20 protein-coding genes are annotated in these 19,254 nt (G+C 34.0%); 14 read left to right on the top strand and 6 right to left on the bottom strand.

The window, feature by feature from the left end; genetic code table 11:
* Positions 1-15: 15 nt before the first annotated feature.
* A complete protein-coding gene (locus tag MOC86_RS11805) occupies positions 16-639 on the top strand; it encodes an FMN-binding negative transcriptional regulator (protein WP_268584383.1) in 624 nt (207 codons plus the stop codon).
* 160 nt (positions 640-799) lie between these two features.
* Here MOC86_RS11805 and MOC86_RS11800 read toward each other — a convergent pair whose 3' ends face one another.
* Positions 800-1,513: a DUF554 domain-containing protein gene (locus MOC86_RS11800; RefSeq protein ID WP_268584381.1), complete on the bottom strand. Its 714-nt coding sequence runs from the start codon at positions 1,511-1,513 to the stop codon at positions 800-802.
* 125 nt (positions 1,514-1,638) lie between these two features.
* Here MOC86_RS11800 and MOC86_RS11795 point away from each other — a divergent pair, with 125 nt between their 5' ends.
* The 3 genes from MOC86_RS11795 to MOC86_RS11785 all read left to right on the top strand — a co-directional run bounded on the left by MOC86_RS11795 (position 1,639) and on the right by MOC86_RS11785 (position 3,639).
* Positions 1,639-2,511 (top strand): LysR family transcriptional regulator, encoded by an 873-nt coding sequence (locus MOC86_RS11795; RefSeq protein WP_268584379.1) that lies wholly within the window; start codon positions 1,639-1,641, stop codon positions 2,509-2,511.
* Positions 2,512-2,917: 406 nt separating this feature from the next.
* Positions 2,918-3,364, top strand: a complete 447-nt coding sequence (locus tag MOC86_RS11790) for a hypothetical protein (protein ID WP_268584377.1) — start codon at positions 2,918-2,920, stop codon at positions 3,362-3,364.
* Positions 3,352-3,639, top strand: coding sequence for a YxcD family protein (locus MOC86_RS11785; RefSeq protein WP_124051968.1), 288 nt, complete (start codon positions 3,352-3,354; stop codon positions 3,637-3,639). The genes MOC86_RS11790 and MOC86_RS11785 overlap by 13 nt, the downstream gene beginning before the upstream one ends.
* Before the next feature lie 219 nt (positions 3,640-3,858).
* Here the strand turns inward: MOC86_RS11785 and MOC86_RS11780 are convergent, their stop codons facing one another.
* Genes MOC86_RS11780 through nikA form a run of 5 tightly spaced genes read right to left on the bottom strand, consistent with a single transcriptional unit; the run spans position 3,859 to position 8,801 of the window.
* The gene (locus tag MOC86_RS11780) at positions 3,859-4,620 is read right to left on the bottom strand and encodes an ABC transporter ATP-binding protein (RefSeq protein ID WP_268584375.1); all 762 of its coding nucleotides are present in this window, start codon (positions 4,618-4,620) and stop codon (positions 3,859-3,861) included.
* The gene (locus MOC86_RS11775) at positions 4,617-5,417 is read right to left on the bottom strand and encodes an ABC transporter ATP-binding protein (RefSeq protein ID WP_268584374.1); all 801 of its coding nucleotides are present in this window, start codon (positions 5,415-5,417) and stop codon (positions 4,617-4,619) included. The genes MOC86_RS11780 and MOC86_RS11775 overlap by 4 nt, the downstream gene beginning before the upstream one ends.
* Positions 5,414-6,262 (bottom strand): nickel transporter permease, encoded by an 849-nt coding sequence (gene nikC, locus MOC86_RS11770; protein WP_268584373.1) that lies wholly within the window; start codon positions 6,260-6,262, stop codon positions 5,414-5,416. Before nikC ends, MOC86_RS11775 begins: the two co-directional genes overlap by 4 nt.
* Positions 6,263-7,207, bottom strand: a complete 945-nt coding sequence (gene nikB / locus MOC86_RS11765) for a nickel ABC transporter permease (RefSeq protein ID WP_268584372.1) — start codon at positions 7,205-7,207, stop codon at positions 6,263-6,265. It lies immediately after the preceding gene.
* A gap of 4 nt (positions 7,208-7,211) precedes the next feature.
* A complete protein-coding gene (gene nikA, locus MOC86_RS11760) occupies positions 7,212-8,801 on the bottom strand; it encodes a nickel ABC transporter substrate-binding protein (RefSeq protein ID WP_268584371.1) in 1,590 nt (529 codons plus the stop codon).
* Positions 8,802-9,086: 285 nt separating this feature from the next.
* Here nikA and MOC86_RS27490 point away from each other — a divergent pair, with 285 nt between their 5' ends.
* From MOC86_RS27490 to cntE, 10 genes are all read left to right on the top strand, one after another.
* A complete protein-coding gene (locus tag MOC86_RS27490) occupies positions 9,087-9,218 on the top strand; it encodes a transcriptional repressor (protein WP_419146630.1) in 132 nt (43 codons plus the stop codon).
* Between the two features lie 328 nt (positions 9,219-9,546).
* Positions 9,547-10,380 carry a diaminopimelate epimerase gene (locus MOC86_RS11755; RefSeq protein WP_268584369.1) on the top strand — a complete coding sequence of 278 codons (834 nt, stop codon included), beginning with the start codon at positions 9,547-9,549 and terminating at the stop codon, positions 10,378-10,380.
* A gap of 28 nt (positions 10,381-10,408) precedes the next feature.
* Positions 10,409-11,224, top strand: coding sequence for a methyltransferase domain-containing protein (locus tag MOC86_RS11750; protein ID WP_268584368.1), 816 nt, complete (start codon positions 10,409-10,411; stop codon positions 11,222-11,224).
* Positions 11,225-11,239: 15 nt separating this feature from the next.
* Positions 11,240-12,544: an opine metallophore biosynthesis dehydrogenase gene (locus MOC86_RS11745; protein WP_268584367.1), complete on the top strand. Its 1,305-nt coding sequence runs from the start codon at positions 11,240-11,242 to the stop codon at positions 12,542-12,544.
* A gap of 137 nt (positions 12,545-12,681) precedes the next feature.
* Positions 12,682-14,310: a staphylopine-dependent metal ABC transporter substrate-binding lipoprotein gene (gene cntA, locus MOC86_RS11740; protein WP_268584365.1), complete on the top strand. Its 1,629-nt coding sequence runs from the start codon at positions 12,682-12,684 to the stop codon at positions 14,308-14,310.
* Between the two features lie 104 nt (positions 14,311-14,414).
* Entirely contained in the window at positions 14,415-15,347 is a 933-nt protein-coding gene (gene opp1B, locus MOC86_RS11735) for a nickel/cobalt ABC transporter permease (RefSeq protein WP_268584364.1), read from the top strand.
* Positions 15,348-16,244, top strand: coding sequence for a staphylopine uptake ABC transporter permease subunit CntC (gene cntC, locus MOC86_RS11730; RefSeq protein ID WP_268584363.1), 897 nt, complete (start codon positions 15,348-15,350; stop codon positions 16,242-16,244).
* A 4-nt stretch (positions 16,245-16,248) separates the two neighbouring features.
* Positions 16,249-17,064, top strand: a complete 816-nt coding sequence (gene cntD, locus MOC86_RS11725; protein WP_268584362.1) for a staphylopine uptake ABC transporter ATP-binding protein CntD — start codon at positions 16,249-16,251, stop codon at positions 17,062-17,064.
* Positions 17,058-17,804 (top strand): ABC transporter ATP-binding protein, encoded by a 747-nt coding sequence (locus tag MOC86_RS11720; RefSeq protein ID WP_268584360.1) that lies wholly within the window; start codon positions 17,058-17,060, stop codon positions 17,802-17,804. Before cntD ends, MOC86_RS11720 begins: the two co-directional genes overlap by 7 nt.
* Before the next feature lie 81 nt (positions 17,805-17,885).
* Positions 17,886-19,073: a staphylopine family metallophore export MFS transporter CntE gene (gene cntE / locus MOC86_RS11715; RefSeq protein ID WP_268584359.1), complete on the top strand. Its 1,188-nt coding sequence runs from the start codon at positions 17,886-17,888 to the stop codon at positions 19,071-19,073.
* The last annotated feature ends 181 nt before the right edge of the window (positions 19,074-19,254 follow it).

Below are 19,254 nucleotides of genomic sequence, written 5' to 3'. Positions count from 1 at the left end.
GAGAGGTGGCTGATCATGTATATTCCAAAATATTTTAGGGTCACAAATGTTGATGAAATATGGGAATTTGTTCAAGAAAACTCCTTTGGCACGTTGGTCACAACAAAACAGGGGAAACCCATTGCCACTCATTTGCCCTTGCAGTTAGTGAAAGAAGGAGATACTTACTATATAACAGGGCATGTCGCTTATGGGAACCCTCAATGGAGAACATTTGAAACCTGTGAAAATGTATTGGTGATGTTCCAAGGACCACACGCTTATATCTCTTCTTCTTGGTACAAGCAGGAAAATGTGCCAACATGGAACTATCAAGCTGTACATGTATATGGTACAGCTTGCATTTTGAACGAAGAAGAGTTAAAACAGGACCTGACAAAGTTGTTGCAAAAATACGAAAAACATCGTAAGAATCCTGTTTTATGGGATAAGCTTTCTCTTGAAGTTTTAGAAAAAGAATTAAAAGGGATTGTTGGATTTAAGATTAAAGTACAAGAAATTCAAGCTGCCAATAAAATAAGTCAAAATCGTAGTGAAGGGGACTATCAGAACATCGTTAATAGACTCTATGAAGAAAAGGCTTTAAATTCTCAACAAATGGCACAATTGATGGAGAGGAAGTTAAAAAAGGACAAATAAGTATGATGAAAAGTCTGATCGTCTTAAAAAAACTGATTAATTTTCTAAAGTAAAATCATTTGTACTTCTGAATAAATAGGAATAAAGCGAGAAACCTTTCCTCTTCAGTAGCAAGAATTATATTACTAAAAAGGAAAGGTTTTGTGGCGTATATTCATTTTTAGAAATGTAATTTAAAACCGTAAATAATTGAAACAAGCAGTGCAGTTACTACGATTCCAGGAAGAAGATTAGCCACTTTGATGTTGGTAATTCCTACTAAATTTGAACCAATGGCAATAATCATAATTCCACCGGTAGCGGTCATTTCTGTAATAAAACTATTCATTAAAGCATGAGGAATAAAATGCTCAATTTGAGTTGCAAAAATAGCAATTGAACCTTCATATAAAATGACTGGAATTGCAGAAAATAAGACCCCAATCCCTAGAGTTGTAGTCAATATTAATGCTACAAATGTATCTATAATCGTTTTTGTATATAACACATCATGATTACCTCTAATTCCACTATCTAAAGCACCAATGATACCCATTGCTCCAACGACGAATACTAAAGTACCTGTTATAAATCCTTGAGATATACTTCCTTCTTTGCTTGAGCCGATTTTTTTCTCTAACCAACCTCCTATGTTAGTTAGTTTATCTTCTAAGGCAAATAACTCACCAATTACTGCCCCTATAGCAAGACTTAAAATCACGATAAGAAAATTCTCACTTTTAAATCCCATTTGTACTCCCATGACGATAATGGCTAAACCCATTACATTCATGACAGTGTGTTTCATGCTATCTGGTATACGACGAAGTAGATTCCCTAATAACGTACCGATACTTACACCTATTCCATTTACTAAAGCCCCTATTAAAATCATTTTCTTTCACCTGTCCGTTTCTATACAATTGTATTTTCTCAAATTATAGAAGTAAACTACATATAAATAAAATCAAAGTTTTCAATATTTAACATGAATAAAATTTATGGATAGGAATGATAAAAATGAGTCTTGCCAAATATGAAGTTTTTGACACTGTTGTTGAGCTGGGTAATCTAACCAAAGCTGCGGAAGCTTTAAATTTAACTCAGTCCGCTGTTAGTTATTCTATCGCAAACCTTGAAGCTGAACTTGGCTTTCCTTTACTTATTAGAAGTCGGTCTGGTATCACTTTAACAAGCAATGGGCAGAGAATCTTAAAATATATACGAACGATTCTACATTGGGATGAAAAAATGAAGCAAGAAGCCGCCTGTATCAATGGACTTGAAGTTGGTTCAGTTCGGATAGGGGCATTTACAAGTGTTTGTATTCAATGGCTTCCTAGATGGATAAAGCATTTTAAACAAGAGCATCCCTTTATAGAAATTAAGATTTTACAGGGAGGCTATCAAGATATTGAACAATGGATTGCTAATGGAGTTGTAGATTTTGGTTTTGTTAGCTTACCTACGTTAGAAGGTTTTGAAACGATACCTCTAAAAAAAGACAGACTAGTTTGTATCCTTCCATACAATCATACTCTAAGTAATCAAGAGAAAATCCGTATTGAACAATTAGAGAATGAATCCTTTATCACACAAAAGTCTGGTTATGACCACGATATAAAACGCATATTTAAAGAGACCGGTGTTACTCTTAAAAATGCATTCGAAATGGCTGATGACCAAGCTATTATAGCGATGGTGGAAAATGAACTAGGTGTGAGCGTCATTCCTGAATTAGTTCTGCAAGGTCTGCCGCATAACGTTACCATTCTTAGTATAGAGCCAGAACAACATCGATTTATCAGCATTGCTGCACCATCCCTAAAAGAAATCTCTCCTGCTGCCAAAAAGTTTATTGAATATATAAAACTGTTGTTAAAGTCAAACTAAATATATCTAATTATGTATACGGTATTTTTATGAAGTTAACATAACAGCTCTTATCGGTAATCATTTTAGGAATTAATTAGATAACTAAAAGTGTAAGTGGAGTATGTTTTTTAAAAGCCCTCCTTATACAGAGCTAGTTTACATAAAATAGGTTAGGGGAGGTAAACAGTGCCTTCTGTTTTTCCTTCTCTATGGATTATTAATTTTCACCTTATAATTCAGGAAAACACTTGAGAGAATGGTAATAGATGAACTTTCAAAATAAATTCTTAATGATTAACATTAGGTTTTAATACTCTTACAGCATATAAAAATGTTAAAATATATATGTTAACCCGGTTAGTGTAATAGATTTGCACTTGCTAATAAAAGCATCATGCTTAAACTTACGGAGGGAATTAATAAAATGAAAAAAGTGTTAGCAGCTTTACTTATGGCAGTACTTGTATTTTTACCCGTTGGAAACTTTGTTTTCCAAGATCATTCAACAACAGTGGAAGCAAAATCTTACAGGTCAGGGAAGAAAAGTTTTAACAACGATAACAACAGTACGAATAACAATTTAAATTTCCAAAAGAAAAAAGAAGACTCTACTACAACAAATAAATCGACAAATGCTAAAAATAACAAAGGCGGTTTTATGTCGGGTGGTCTAATGAAAGGCCTCATGATAGGTGGACTTGCTGGATTATTATTTGGTAGCCTATTCGCAAAGATGGGTATATTAGGATCTATCTTAGGTTTACTAATTAATGTTCTAGCAATTGTTGTTTTAATTGCTGTTATTCGCAAAGTTTTTGTGTTTTTCAGAGATAAAAAGAAAAAGAAGGATACTAATCCATGGGGAGCTTAAGCATTTCTGAGCAAGATATTATTAATGCTCTTTGTGTTTATATCTCTCAAAAAAAGCAAATAAAGCCTCAAGAAGTCGAAGTAGAGCTCATGTATGATGATAGTTACGGATTTTCTGCGGAAGCTTTCGTAGACGGTCGAAAGCAAGTTTTAATTACTGCAAACTTGATTGAAGCTATTCGATTATGGCTTGACGAATATTTGAACAGAGATCCTTACGCTGACATCAAGCTAGTGCTAGATGATGAAGAAGGTATTATTGCACTAATCAATTGATAAATGGAAGATGATTAGAACAAAAGGTTTTGCTGTAGTAAGAGGCAAGGGAGTTAGGGGAACAATTTATATTTTTATCTAAATTCAGGAAAGTAAAACGAGCACAAACTTGTTCAGTGACAACAAGTTTGTGCTTTTTCTTTTCTGTTAATGCAAGTTACTATAAACGAGCTAATAATAGGGCTTGTTATTAACAATAAGATTTTACAATACAACTGGTCAAAAAATTGAAATGAGCTCTTTTGTATATGAATGACGTTCCTCATTAAATAATTGTTCATTGTCGAATTGATCAACAAGTTTGCCATCTTTCATGACCATAATCCGTTGACTCATTTCTTTGACAGCAGCAAGATCATGCGAAATAAACAAGTATGAAAGATTTAACGCTTTACGAAGGTCTGTTAATAAAGTAAGTATTGCTCCTTGAGAGATAACGTCAAGACTTGCCGTGGGCTCATCTAAAACAATGAATTCAGGTTCAATACTAATAGCACGGGCAATTGTTACACGTTGTCGCTGACCTCCACTTAGCTCGTGAGGATATCGATCTGCCAAGCTAGATGGTAACTCAACGACTTCAAGAAGCTGCTTTATAAAAGCATCCTTTGAAGTATAGGAAAAATGTATAAGATTAAGGTCATTCTTAAATTGAGCATAAGGATCAATAAGTGAATCTTTTATTTTAAGTTTTGGATTTAAAGAGGCTGAAGGGTTTTGCAGCACAATTTGAATCTTTCTTCGATAAGGATATAACTGTCGATCATTCAATTGCTCAATTGCCTTATCCTTAAAATAAATTAATCCGCTATCAATCGGTTCAATTCGGAGCAGGCAGCGAGCTAATGTGCTCTTACCACAACCACTTTCACCAACAAGACCTAGACATTCCCCCTTGTTCAGTTCAAACGAGATGTTATCAAGAATGGTTTTCTTAGCCTGATATGATTTTTTTAATTCGTGTACAGTAAGTAAATTCATTTGTTTTCAACCTCCGGTAAACCTGAAGGGAGCCCACGTCCAAGGGTAGGAGCTGCTTGAATTAATTGCTTGGTATATTCATGCTTTGGATGATCAAGTATACGATGTTTATTACCTGATTCAACAATTTTCCCTTCCTTCATCACTGCTAAGCGAGTTGCATATCTTTTAACATGTCGCCAATCATGAGTAATAAATAATATGGTACATCCTTTTTCTTTTTGCCGTTTGGCAAGTGATTCTAAAATTCTGTGTCCAGAAACACTATCAAGTGCAGTTGTTATTTCATCTGCAATTAATAAGTCTGGAGATAGTAAAAGTGCCAATGCAATTGAGACACGTTGAAGTTGTCCACCACTTAATTGAAAGGGATATCGATTATATAGTGTTTCGTCTAGCCCAACAGCTTCAAGTTCTTCCTTTGCATTTAACTCACGGGTTTTTGAATCATGAATCCCATGAGTTTTCTGGTATTCTTCAAAATGTTGAGAAATGGTACGAAATGGGGTAAAAGAACCTTGATAATCTTGAAAAATATAAGAAATTTTTTGACCACGTACTGTTTGAATTTGCTTTGGTGAGAATTCAAGTAAGTTCTCTCCTTTAAATAAAATCTTTCCTTCTATCTGTAAATTAGAATGAAGAAGTTGTCCAATTGACTGGGATAATAAACTTTTTCCACTTCCACTTTGCCCAACAAGAGCATACCATTCTCCTTTGCGAATCGAAAGGGACACGTTATTAACAATTTTCTTTTCCCTACTGCTAATGGATACTCTTTCAATCGATAAAATCATTTTCGTATCTCCTTTTTCACATCAAAATGATCACGTAAATAGTCTCCTAGCATGTTAGTCAGTAATACTACGACTACAATGGCTAAACCAGGGTATATCATTAATTCAGGTTTTGACTCAAAATAGGGGCGTGAGTCATTTAGCATTGCTCCCCATTCAGGAGTTGGTGGTTGTGCTCCTAGCCCTATATATGATAGAGAGGAAATAAGAAGAATAATTTTACCTAAATCAAGACTTGCCAAAACAAGAACGTTTCCTACAATATGGGGAAATAAATGCTTCTGCATAATTTTAATTGAAGATAGTCCGTTGATTTTTGCAACCAACACATAATCTTTTTGGGATTCTGATAAAACTGTGCTACGGACTAGACGGGCATAACTTACCCATTTAACCAACACAATAGCAAGGACAAGGTTACCTATCCCAGGTCCGAGCAAACCACTTAAAACAATAGCAACAATTGTATCAGGGAAGGCTAAAAATCCATCGGCAATTCTCATAAATATCCGATCAACTAGCCCACGTTTATATCCTGAAATAAGACCAAAGGGGATTCCAATAAGGAGAGCAACAATGAGTGCTAGAGAACTATACCCAATTGTCTGAATCCCACCTAACAATAGCCTAGTCAAAACATCTCTACCAAGATGATCTGTACCAAGTGGGTGCTGGAAGCTCACTTCTTGGAGACGTTCATCAAGATTTGTTAATGTAGGATCATGCTTTAAAAAGTAAAAAGTATAAATAGAGACTAAAATTACAAAGACAATGGATAGCAACCCAATTATCCCTTGCCAGACAGGCTTTTTTTCATTAAACAAATGCATAGAAAGACCCTTCATCTATTTACTCTCCGTTTCTTTTAATTTCATTTCTGGGTTCAAATATCGATAAGACAAATCAACGCATGTATTTACAATAAAAACTACAGCAGACATGATTAAAATATATCCTTGTATGAGTGGATAATCTCGTTGGCGTATTGCATCAACTACAAGTTTTCCTATACCCGGATATGCAAATAGAACTTCAATCACCACTACACCACCAATTAAGCTTCCCAAACTTACCCCAAATACAGTAATAACCGGAGGGAGGCTATGTCGAAATGCATGGACTAAAAAGATTCGTTTATCTGACAGACCACGAGCTCTTGCTGAACGAATAAATTCTTGACCAAGAGAATCAAGTAAGCTTGAACGAAGCAAGCGGACATATACACTAGAAATAGCTAAACCAAGTGTCAGCGATGGTAAGATTAATGAGGATAGTCCATCTCTCCCCATTGTTGGAAGCCAACTAAAACGTACACTAATTAAATCGATAAAAATAAGACCTAACCAAAAACTAGGGATAGCTGCTCCAATAATCGATAGTATTCTACTAATCTGATCAATCCAGCTATCCCGATACAGGGCTGATAAGGAACCTAATGGAATCGATACTGCCAACATAACGATCATTGACCCAATTGTTAATTCAACTGTAGCGGGAAGACCAGTTAAAATCATTTCTATTACAGGTTGACCAGTAACATACGACTGACCGAAATCAAGTTGAACAAAATTAAGAAGCCAATACCCATATTGAACGAGTAAAGGCTTGTTGAATCCCATTTCTTCTCTCAACATTTCCACCTGTTCTTGACTAACAGATAGTTCATCAACATTCAGAATAGTCAACACAGGATCCCCAGGTGCAAGCCTAATAAATAAAAAGCTTACAAAGGTAATAAACAACATAAAAATAAAAACTTCAAGAAACTTCCGAACAATAATTTGAACCATCTATCTACTTCACATCCAGTTTATTTGTAATCATGTAATATTCACTACGGGTAGTTACCCAATTCTTAACTTTATCTTCATTGTAGGCAACGATTGTTGAAGGATGTAAAACAAACGAATTAATTACATGCTCATTTATATAATTAGCTGCCTGCTCTGAAAGTGTAGCTCGTTCTTCTTGATTGACTGTTTGATTGAGTTTACCAATGATAGCTGTCAATTTCGAATCACTTGCACCACTAAAGTTTAGAGCACCAGTGGGGTGGTAAGTAGCATTCAAATAATAACCTGCATCTCCACGAGGAGCTGTCAAATTACTATAAGTAGCCAAGTCCCAATCGCGGTTTGACGCCATATATTCTTCTGGAATGTCAATTTGTCTTATCTCAACATCAATCCCAATTTTTTTAGCATCTGATTGAAAAACTTGAGCAATTAAGGGTAAATCGGCTCTTGCTGAATAAGTTAGTAAGGTAAATTTAAGTGGTTCTCCATTTTTTTGCATTTTTTCGTCTTTAAGCTTATAACCGGCTTTCTTTAAGTGTTTTATAGCTATGTCTGCACCTTTCTCCCTTTGACTATTTTCATACTTTGGAGCAAAGGGAAGGGAAGGAAGGAACGGACCTTGAGCAACTTCAGCATGCCCAAGCAGAATAGTATCCACAATTTTTTGACGGTCAATTAACGCATCTACAGCTCGTCGTACATTGACATCCTGTAAACTTTTCCGTTGCATATTCATTGTCATTTGATGTACGCGAAAAGTTGCTGTGGACTCAACTTTAATACCATCCATTGCTTTTAGGGTTTCAAGAGTCTCTACTTCGGGACGATAAACAATATCTACCTGCCCAGACTTTAAGGCAAGCGAACGAGCATTTGCATCTTCATTAAATGAGAAGGTTACAGAGTCGAGCTTTGAAGCTCCATCCCAATAATCGTTATAACGTTTTAGTTCCAGTTTGCTTCCAGGAGTGAAACTCTCTAATGCAAAAGGCCCTGTACCTATAGGTTTATTAACAATATCTCCTTCTGTTACATCAATAATTGAAACATTAGGGTTTACAAGTTCTGAGACAAACTCTGGAAATGGTTCAGTAGTTGTAATATGTAAGGAGTATCCATCTGCTTGAATATTATTAATTTTCAGTGCATTTTCCACAGCAACACTTTCTTTAAGTGCACGTTCGAGAGAAGCTTTAACTGCTTTAGCATCCATTTTCTTACCATTTTGAAATTTAACATCTTCACGGAGTTTAATTGTCCAGTGTTGACCATCTTCACCTTCCCAGCTTTCAGCTAGCCATGGTTTAATGGTTAAATTTTTTTCATCTAATCGAACTAGTGTTTCTGTTATTCCTGCTCTTAACGGAACATAACTTGAATCTACATGTGGATCAAGAGAATTAGTAGAGAAATTATAAAGAAAATGAACGTGTTTACCTTCTTCCTTATTTTTAGTTTCTGTTGCTGAGTTCTCACACGCACTCAATAAACCCGCAAAAATTACTAAAAATCCTATTTTTAAAAAATTATTTCTAATGTACCTATTAAAAATATTATAAATCTTATAACAGTCTCTATTTCTAACCATTTTAAATATACTCCCCCTAATGCGTAATAATTACGATTTATATTCTATCGTAATCATTCCTATTTGGCAATATTAATAATTTTATAGGTTATATTTCTAACTTGTTATTTTGTTTAGGATTGAACATTTGCTCCTCGATAATTGAAATTAAATAGGGACGAGGGGGAGGGGAGGAGAATTTTGAATGTGGAAGATTATAAAATTAACCTCAGGGATAATGGCTACAAGTTTACTCCTAAACGATTAGAAATTTTATCATTTTCCGTACATTAGCGATATCGGTTTATATCAGTCAAGTTAGTTATACAATCCCTTCAAAAAGCATCAGGAAATGTTAGCTTGGATACTGTATATCGTAATATCTTCCTTTTTAGAGACATTAGTTTAATAGAAAAAATTTTTTTGTTTGAAGAGTAAACTTACTACTCATTCTCACTTCTTTATTTGCACAAAACGTCTAAGTATAACAGAATTAGATATTTGCCCCATGAACATTGACTCTAATTATCAGATTAGTCACCACAAATTTGAAGTTTATAGTGTATGCCTTATCTGTAAAAATTGATTTTCCTCTAGGGAGGGGATCCCACAAACACCCTACAGTTATATTCAGTGTTTAACATAAAATAGAAAAATAGGTATTGACGATGGTAAATAACATAGTATAAGCTATCCTTAAATGTAAATCGTAATTATTACTATTTACATGATTTTTAGTTCATACATTAGTAAAGGAGAGGTGCGATTGGAACAGGAGATCCATTTTGTGAAACTAAATCCGACTCAGAATATGACAATTCTAGTTGAAACTGCTCATCCAGCCAAAGCTCACAAAGATATCGCAACAAAAATTATGTCATATAACAGTGTATATGCTGAACAAGTAGGTTTTATAGAAGAACCTATAAGTTATAAAGCTGATGCACACTTACAAATGGCGGGTGGAGAATTTTGCGGTAATGCCTGTATGGCACTAGCAGCTTTTATCATGTCTAAACAAGAGCTAAAACACAATGGGGTAAAAAAAATATTGTTAGAAGTGTCCGGAACAGATTCCCTCGTAGAATGTGAAGTGAAGAGGGTAGCAGATGAGTACTATTGTCAGGTTACGATGCCTATTCCAAAAGAAATCAAACAAAGAACTATCAATCATGAAGGGAATAAACTGGATATTGTCTTAATAGATTACGGAGAGTTTGTACATATTGTAAGGAACGTAAAGGATTTTAATGAAAGAGTGAAAGAAGAGGCCCAATCATTGGCAAAATCACTAGCCTTAACTTTAAATGTAAGTTTGATCGGGATTCTTTTGTATAATCAAGATTCTCATGAATTGGAACCTCTTATTTATATCCCACACTTAGATAGTATGGTTTGGGAAAGGGGGTGTGGCTCAGGTACAGCCTCTTTAGGATCTTACTTAGCTTGGAAAAATAAACGAGAGACTACCATCCATGTAAAACAACCTGGTGGAACTATTACCGCAATTGCTAATTATCAGGAGAGAAAATTAATAAGTCTTAAGATTGAAGGATCTGTAGGTATAGTAGCACAAGGGAAAGCTTTTATAACTGTTTAACTATTACACTATATAGGAGCGAGAATAAATGAATGAGCTAGAGAATTTTCTAAAAGATTTAAATGAATACCTAGAAAGATTTAATGAGTTAACAGTAAGCTATAATCATACAGTTAACAATTGTTCAGAGTTAGAAGCGCTAATAAATAAATATTCTCATTTCATAACAAATGTAGAGAACCAAGGAATATGGAACCAATTAGAGAACCAAGAAAATGGTGATTTAGATCAAGTTGTAAATCATCTGAGAAGGAAATCGGCTCTGTGTGTAGCTATTATGGAAAAATATCGAGCAATGAAACTTCTAAATGGAGAGACTGAAATAACGGATTATTTTAAAAATGTAGAGTCATGCATTGAAAAAGAGTTTGGTAGCTTCCAGATTACTCCTGATTCAAAAGTGTTATTAGTAGGTTCAGGGGCCTTTCCGATGACTCCTATATTAATTGCGAAACGAACAGGAGCTGAGGTTGTAGGGATAGATATTGATGATGAAGCCATAGAACTTGGATTAAAAGTGATCGAAATATTAGGAACAGAATTAAATATTAGGTTAGAAAAAACACCTGTAGAATATCTTGATTTCACAAAAGATGCTACCCATATTATTTTTAGTTCAACTGTTAAAGATAAATATAGAATTCTAGATCAACTTCATGAATTAACAAACGAAGATGTAGTTGTGGCTATGAGGTATGGGGACCAGTTAAAATCCTTATTTAATTATCCTTCAAGGAAAGTAGATAAACAAAAATGGAATAAAGCAGAAGATATATTACGTCCACATGATGTGTTTGATATTGAATTGTATAAAAAGGCGCCTAAATTCATCACTTACATATAAGAAGGGAAGAGTTCTATGAGTGATTTTAAGAGAATTCTAATATTAGGAACTGGTCCAACATCAATTCAGCTTGCTGTCAGTTTAAAGAAACAATCAAATTGCTATGTCGGGATTGCCGGAAGAGAGTCTGTTCGTTCGAAAAGTTTCTTTTGGGCTTTAAAGCAGAGTAATAAATTAATTAGGGTAAGTGTTCAAAGTGAAAAGCATCGTAATGTAGAAGGCAAATGTTTCGTTGATCAAATTTTTAAGGGTTATGAAACTGTTAGAGGTAAATGGGATACGGTTATTTTGACTGTAACAACTGATGCATATATTGAAGTAATAAAGCAGCTTAATAAGGAAGTATTACAGTACGTTAGATGTATAGTTTTAATTTCCCCAACTTTTGGTTCAAACAATTTAATAAGTAGTTATATAAACAATATAAATTCAAATGTAGAAATTATTAGTTTTTCTACATACTACGGTGATACCCGATGGATACATGATAATCCATCTAATCATGCATTAACAACAGCAATTAAGAAAACAGTCTATATAGGATCTACACATTATCCATCTGAAAATATAGTTGTGCTTTGTGATATATATAAACAGTTAGGCATTAATCTAGAAGTTATGCGATCTCCAATTGAGGCAGAAACAAGAAATATTTCTTTATATGTTCATCCTCCATTATTTATGAATTCCTTTTCATTAAATGCAATATTTGAAGATAGAGATACAAAAAAATTTGTGTATAAAATCTATCCTGAGGGCCCTATTACCCAATATTTAATCCGTGATATGCTATCTCAATGGAAAGAAGTTATGAATATTTTAAGGCATATGAAAGTAGAAGAACTTAATTTGCTGAAGTTTATGATAGATGATAATTATCCAATAAGACTAGAAAGTTTATCTCGTCAAGATATTGAGGATTTCCCACATTTAGAGACTATTCATCAAGAATATTTATTGTATGTACGTTATACATCCTTATTAATTGATCCTTATTCAGAACCAGATAAGAACGGAAGATATTTTGATTTTTCTGCTGTTCCTCTTAGAAAAGTATTTGTTAATAGGGAAGGATACTTAGACATTCCAAGGATGCCTAAAGAGGACTACTATCGCATAAAAATTATACAAGGAATTGCAAGGTATCTAAATTTGGATTGTCCAACTATAGATAAATTTATTAACACGTATGAGAGCAAGATAGAAAGATTTGCTAAGTCTCAAAAAGAAAGACTTCTATCCAAGGCCTTTAACATTCAAAGTTTTACCGATGATTTAAATATGATATGCAATAAAATAGGTAGGAATAAGAGCTATTAGAGTAATGGAATAAAATGATTTTTAAATCGTAATAATTACGAAATAGGGTGCGTATCCTATTTATTATGACGTTCATATTCGCACAATAAATCTATATTGGATACAGACTAAGTGCATTTAAAGGGAGAGAAAGAATATTGCTAGTCAAGAGATTTAAGTTAGGGGCTTTAGTTTTTTTTATATTATGTATTGTAGTTGTTTGCCTTGTAGTATTAAATACTTCTGAACGTAAGAAAACAGCAGGAACTGACTCGCAAAGTAACGAGAAAGGTATAGTTTATGCGGCACCTAAAGATATCAATGATATGAATCCTCATTTATATACAGGGTCAATGCCAGCGCAGGCCCTAGTATATGAATCGTTAGTCGAAAACACAGAAGATGGGATTAAACCTTTACTTGCTGAGTCATGGAATATCTCTAAAGACGGGAAAACGTATACTTTTCATTTAAGAAAAGATGTTAAATTTCATGATGGAGAACCATTTAATGCAGAAGCAGTGAAGAAGAATATTGATGCTGTACAAGCTAATGTAGAAAAGCATTCTTGGATTAAACTCTCAACAAAAATAGTAGATTGTAAGGTTATAGATGAATATACCGTTGAATTAGTATTATCAGAAGCATATTATCCTACCTTAGTTGAGTTATCGATGACAAGACCTTATGTATTTATCTCACCTAAAGACTTTATTAATGGAGAAACAAAAGGGGGAGTCAGAGGTTACCATGGTACAGGTCCATATGTGCTTACCGAACATAAAGTTGATGAATATGCAACCTTTAAAGCAAATGAAAACTACTGGAATGGAGTGCCTAAGGTTAAAAAAATTACTTCTAAAGTTCTTCCAGCAGGAGAAACAACGTTTCTAGCCTTACAAAAAGGAGAAGTCAACTTTGCTTTTACAGATGACAGGGGGACAGATAGTCTGGATGTTGAGGCTATGAACCAATTAGTTGATTCGGGTGATTATCAATTAATTAGAAGTGCACCAATGAATACTAAAATGATCGTAGCTAATAGTAGTCAATCTGGTAATCCAGTACATGAAAAACCTGTACGTGAAGCTATTTGGTACGCTATTGATTGGAAAACAATTAGTAAAGAGATTTTAAGTGGAACAGAAACTGTAGCCAATACTCTATTTTCACATAATGTTAATTATGCAGATGTTAATTTGAAAAAGAGGGGTTACGATTTAAATAAAGCAAAGGGAATTTTACAAAAAGCAGGATGGGCAATAGAAGATAGTAACGGAATTAGAATAAGAGATGGTGAAAAATTGGCAGTGAAGCTTTATTATGACAGCAGTTCTTCTTCCCAAAAGACCCAGGCTGAATTTATCCAAAGTTCATTAAAAGAGATAGGTGTTCAGCTCCAGATTATTGGTGAGGAGTCAACTTCAATTGCAAATAGAAGATCAACTGGTGACTATGATTTATTATTCAATCAGACATGGGGATTAGCATATGATCCGCAAAGTACTATTTCTGCTTTTACTTCCCCATCTTCTTATTTACACACTACTAAAGGAATTGAAAAAGCAGATGAACTCTATAACAAAATTGACGATGTTATGGTATCTATGAATGAAGAAACACGTAAATCATTGTACGCTGATATTCTAAAAATTGTTCATGATGAAGCCGTCTTTATTCCAATATCCAATGGCAGTGTAACTGTAATTGCCCCAAAGAATTTAAAAGGAATTTCGTTTAAACAAACACAATTCGAATTACCGTTTGAGAAAATGCACTTTGAATAGAAATTACAAATAAAAAGGGAGATAATCTCCCTTTTTATTTGTAATGAACACTATCTACATAATTAATCTAGCTATTAATCCTATTTTTAAAAAGGAGATTATCTATGGGAAGTTACATTATTAAAAAGTTATTAATATCTATACCATTACTTTTAGTCATCTCATTCTTAACTTTTATTTTAATTAATCTTTCTCCTCAAGATCCGGCTGAAGTGGTATTACAAGCTCAAGGTGTTCCAAAGATAACAGATGAACTAATTATTGAAACAAAAAAAGAATTAGGACTAAATCAGCCATTTATCATGCAATATTTACACTGGGTAATAGCTTGTTTTCAGTTAGATTTTGGGAATTCATACGTTACAGGACAATCGGTTTGGTCATTAATAGGACCTGCATTTTTAAATACATTAAAGTTAACATTAGTATCATCTGTTTTTGTTATCGTTCTGTCAATATTCCTAGGAGTGCTATGTGCCATGAGAGAGGGAAGGCTATTTGATAAATCAGTAAGAGGGGTCTCTTTCTTTCTAACATCAGCACCAGCCTACTGGCTAGCATCCATGATAATTTGGTACTTCTCTATTAAATTAGATTTGTTACCTACAAGCGGGATGAGTTCATACAAGAGTTATATCCTCCCTGTTATCGTAATTACAATAAGTTATGCCGGTATCTATTTCAGAATTGTAAGAAGCTCTATGCTAAATAACTTAAATGAAGACTACGTATTATATGGAAGAGCATGTGGATTAAATGAGCAGACAATTATCCTACAGATTTTAAGAAATTCATTACAAGTTTCCATTTCAGTATTTTGTATGGCGATACCTATTATATTAGGAAGCACAGTAGTCATCGAAAATGTTTTTGCATGGCCAGGGTTAGGAAGTCTAAGCGTTAAGTCTATCCTGAGTAGAGACTTTCCGGTTATTCAAGCTTATGTTCTTTTATTAGCAGTCTCTTTCGTAATATTTAACACTATTTCTGACATTATAAATGCCGCTATAAACCCTAAATTAAGGAATGATTTATAAATGAGAATATTAAAAAACTTGAGTAAGGACAAATTAGCTACTGTGTCATTGATAATTATCATTCTAACAATGGTTATTGGGATATTCTCACCTATATTTGCCCCACATAACCCTAAAGAAGTAAATATTGGGCTTCGATATGCAGCACCATCTTGGGAGTATTTATTAGGTAATGACCACTTAGGAAGATGTATTCTTTCTCGATTGATTTACGGAATTCGTCCTAGCGTGCTATGGGTTTCAGTTGCCTTATTCCTATCCGTTATAATTGGATCTGTCCTGGGATTTTTAGCTGGTTATTTTCGAGGGAAAGTAGATGGAGTTATTATGAGAATTTGCGATATTATGCTGTCTTTTCCCGGCTATGTTATGACTTTAGCTATTGTTGGTATTTTAGGGGTAGGGCTTGTAAATATACTAATTGCCTTTGTTTTTCTTAAATGGGCATGGTTCACTCGAGTCATTAGAACTTCTGTTATGCAATATTCAGAACTGGAATATGTAAAGTTTGCTAAGGCTTGTGGCATTAGTAATATGAGGATTATTTATAAACACATCGTTCCTGTTACCTTATCAGATGTGATAGTCCTCTCAAGTAGCTCTGTTGGTTCCATGGTTTTACAAATATCAGGTCTCTCATTCTTAGGATTAGGGATACAAGCCCCAAATGCTGAATGGGGGATGATGTTAAGTGAGGCTAAGGAAGTAATGTTTACACGTCCAGAGTTAATGTTAGCTCCTGGTCTAGCCATTATTATTGTAGTATCATCCTTTAACTTTTTATCTGATGCCCTTCAAGTAGCGTTAGATCCTAATTTAATGAGTTCTAAAAATAGAATTAAAGGAAGGTTAGTATCTCCTAGACATAAGACCCAGAAGAAAGAGGTGGCAAAATAAATATATGAATATATTAGAAGTTGAAAATCTTAGAATACAAGATATTAAGAACGGCAAGGTAATCATTCATAATAGTTCTTTCAGTGTTAGACAGGGGAGTTGTTTAGCAATCGTTGGAGAAAGTGGAAGCGGAAAATCTATAACTTGTAGATCAATAATGAGGTTAAATAAACCTTCACTTTCTCAATCTGGGACTATTCTGTTCAAAGGTGAGAACTTAAACGCTCTTACAGAAAGAGAAATGAGAAAGAAAAGAGGGAAAAATCTTTGCATGATTCTCCAAAACGGTATGAGTGCATTTGACCCTTCTTGTGTCGTTGGAATGCATTTGAAAGAAACTCTCTTTGAGCATTTTGAATGGAGCAATAAGGAAATAGAAAGAAAAATGAAGAGCACTATGGAAAGTGTAATGTTGAAAAATCCTATAGAGATTATGAATAAGTATCCCCATCAGTTATCAGGAGGAATGTTACAACGTCTTATGATTGCGCTAGCAATAGCTTTAGAGCCTGATATTATCATAGCAGATGAACCTACGACAGCATTAGATACAATCTCACAATTTGAAGTTGTAGAGCAATTTATAAAGCTAAGAGAAAAAATAGGGTGTTCAATGATTTTTATTTCGCATGATTTAGGTGTTGTAAAAAAAGTTGGAGATGACATCTTAATTATGAAAGATGGAAGGATTGTTGAAAGAGGCAATATTCAGACCATCTTCTCACAGGCACAGCATGAGTACACAAATTATTTATTATCCACTAAACAGGTACTGAGTAATCATTTTAAGAAGGTAATGGGGATGAATAATAAATGTTAATTGTAGAAGGTGTAGAGAAGGTCTATAAGACAGGTAGGTTATTCTCTAAGGAAAAACAGAAAATATTAAAAAACATTAGTTTTGAATGTAAGAGTGGAGAATGTATAGGAATTATTGGAGAAAGTGGAAGTGGAAAATCAACATTAGGGCGTCTATTAATAGGTATTGAACAACCTGATGCCGGAAGAATTTTGTTTGAAGGGAGAAGTGTGAATAATAGATTAACTAGATTGGGCAGTATTAGTGCCGTATTCCAAGACTATAAATCTTCTATTAATCCATTTTTCACTGTAGAACAAGCTATTATAGAACCCATAAGAGTTAAGAAAAGTAACAAAATAGAAATTGAAAGTAGGGTTGATTACCTCTTGAATCAAGTGGGATTGGACTCCTCGTATAAAGAAAAATATCCTCATGAGTTATCAGGAGGACAAGTACAGAGGGTATGTATTGCTAGGGCTATCGCAACAGAACCGAAATGTATTTTGCTAGATGAAGCAATTAGCTCTTTAGATGTATCTGTCCAAGTTCAAATACTTAAATTATTAAAAGAATTAAAGGAAATCTATCGCATAGGCTATATCTTTATTACTCACGATATTCAGGCTGCAGCTTATATCTGTGACAGAATCATCATTTTTAAAAATGGAAAAATTGAAGAAACAGTGGAAACTTCAAATTTGAAAAATGTTCAATCAGAATACGCAAGAGAATTATTACAGAAATTAATAACTTTTTGATATGGTTCATATCATTCTTGTTTCAGCTCAAACTGTGGAATTTTAGGAAGATATTAAAATGAATTAGGAGGAGAAAAAGTTGTGAATGGAGCTATGTCTTGGCCTTTTCTACGTTTATATGGATTAACCCTTCTTTACTTTAGTGCAAACTCTATACTAAATGTTATTATTCCTTTACAAGGAGAAACATTAGGAGCTAGCAATACAACCATTGGTATTATTATGGGAGCTTATTTGTTTACCACTATGTTTTTTCGACCATGGGCAGGACATATTATACAAAAAAAAGGGCCTATAAAAGTATTACGTATAATCCTTATCATTAATGGATTTGCCTTAATACTCTACACAATCACTGGATTAGGTGGATTTTTAATCGCACGTATTTTACAAGGGGTATCAACAGCTTTTTTCTCAATGGCGTTACAAATTGGTATTATTGATGCCCTTCCAGAGGAGGATCGTTCTCAAGGTATCTCGCTTTATTCCTTATTCTCACATATACCGGGTGTTATCGGACCTATATTAGCATTAGGAATTTGGCAAGCAAACAATACAGCTTACTTTACAATAGTAATGATATCTATTGCTATTTTTACAGGTTTTTTTGGTTATAGTGCTAAAGTGGACAAGCAAGGGGATTTAACTACAATAAATGATACGCCTCAAAGAGTAAATATGTTCAAATCATTTGGTGAGTTAATAAAAAATCCATTTTTGTTCAAATGTAGCGTGTTAATGTTAGTAGCCTCTATTGTATTTGGAGCTATTACTACTTTCTTGCCTCTCTACGCTATGGAATTAAAAAATGGGAGCGCTGGAGTTTATCTCATGATTCAAGCAGGAACTGTTGTGTTTGCCCGTTTTACTTTAAGAAAAAAAATTCCTTCAGATGGTAAATGGCATTCTCTTTTTGTAATGGGTACAATGCTCCTCCTAACATTAGCAGCGCAATGTGTAAGCTTTTCTATAACTGGTGGAGTAATGTTTTTCTATGCGGGAGCAGTCTTGATGGGAATAGCTCAAGCGCTCATATATCCTACCTTAACTACATATTTGACTTTTGTTTTACCAAAAGTAAATCGTAATATATTAATTGGCCTATTTATTGCTATGGCAGATTTAGGGGTATCACTAGGAGGGGTTATTATGGGCCCCATAGCTGACATTTCCTCATACTCATTTATGTATGGGATTTGTGCTATTTTAGGTGGAACAATGATTATTTTTGCCTATGATAAACGCAAGGTATTTGTTGAGGGAAAATAAAATCCCTATTTCATTATCTAATTAATTAATATTTTTTGCATTATATGAAGTAGGTTAGAAACACACAATAATATGAATTTTAGTATAAAAATCTTGTCTCTATAGAGGCGAGCTTTCCTGGATTTTAGTGAGATTAGTAATAAATTACCCGCGTTTACATCTTTATATGATAGAAAACTTA

Source organism: Priestia endophytica (genome assembly GCF_026790145.1).
Lineage (GTDB): Bacteria > Bacillota > Bacilli > Bacillales > Bacillaceae_H > Bacillus_I > Bacillus_I endophytica_A.
The sequence above is the reverse complement of the archived record's forward strand: the minus strand, read 5'-3'. Positions and strand labels throughout refer to the sequence as shown.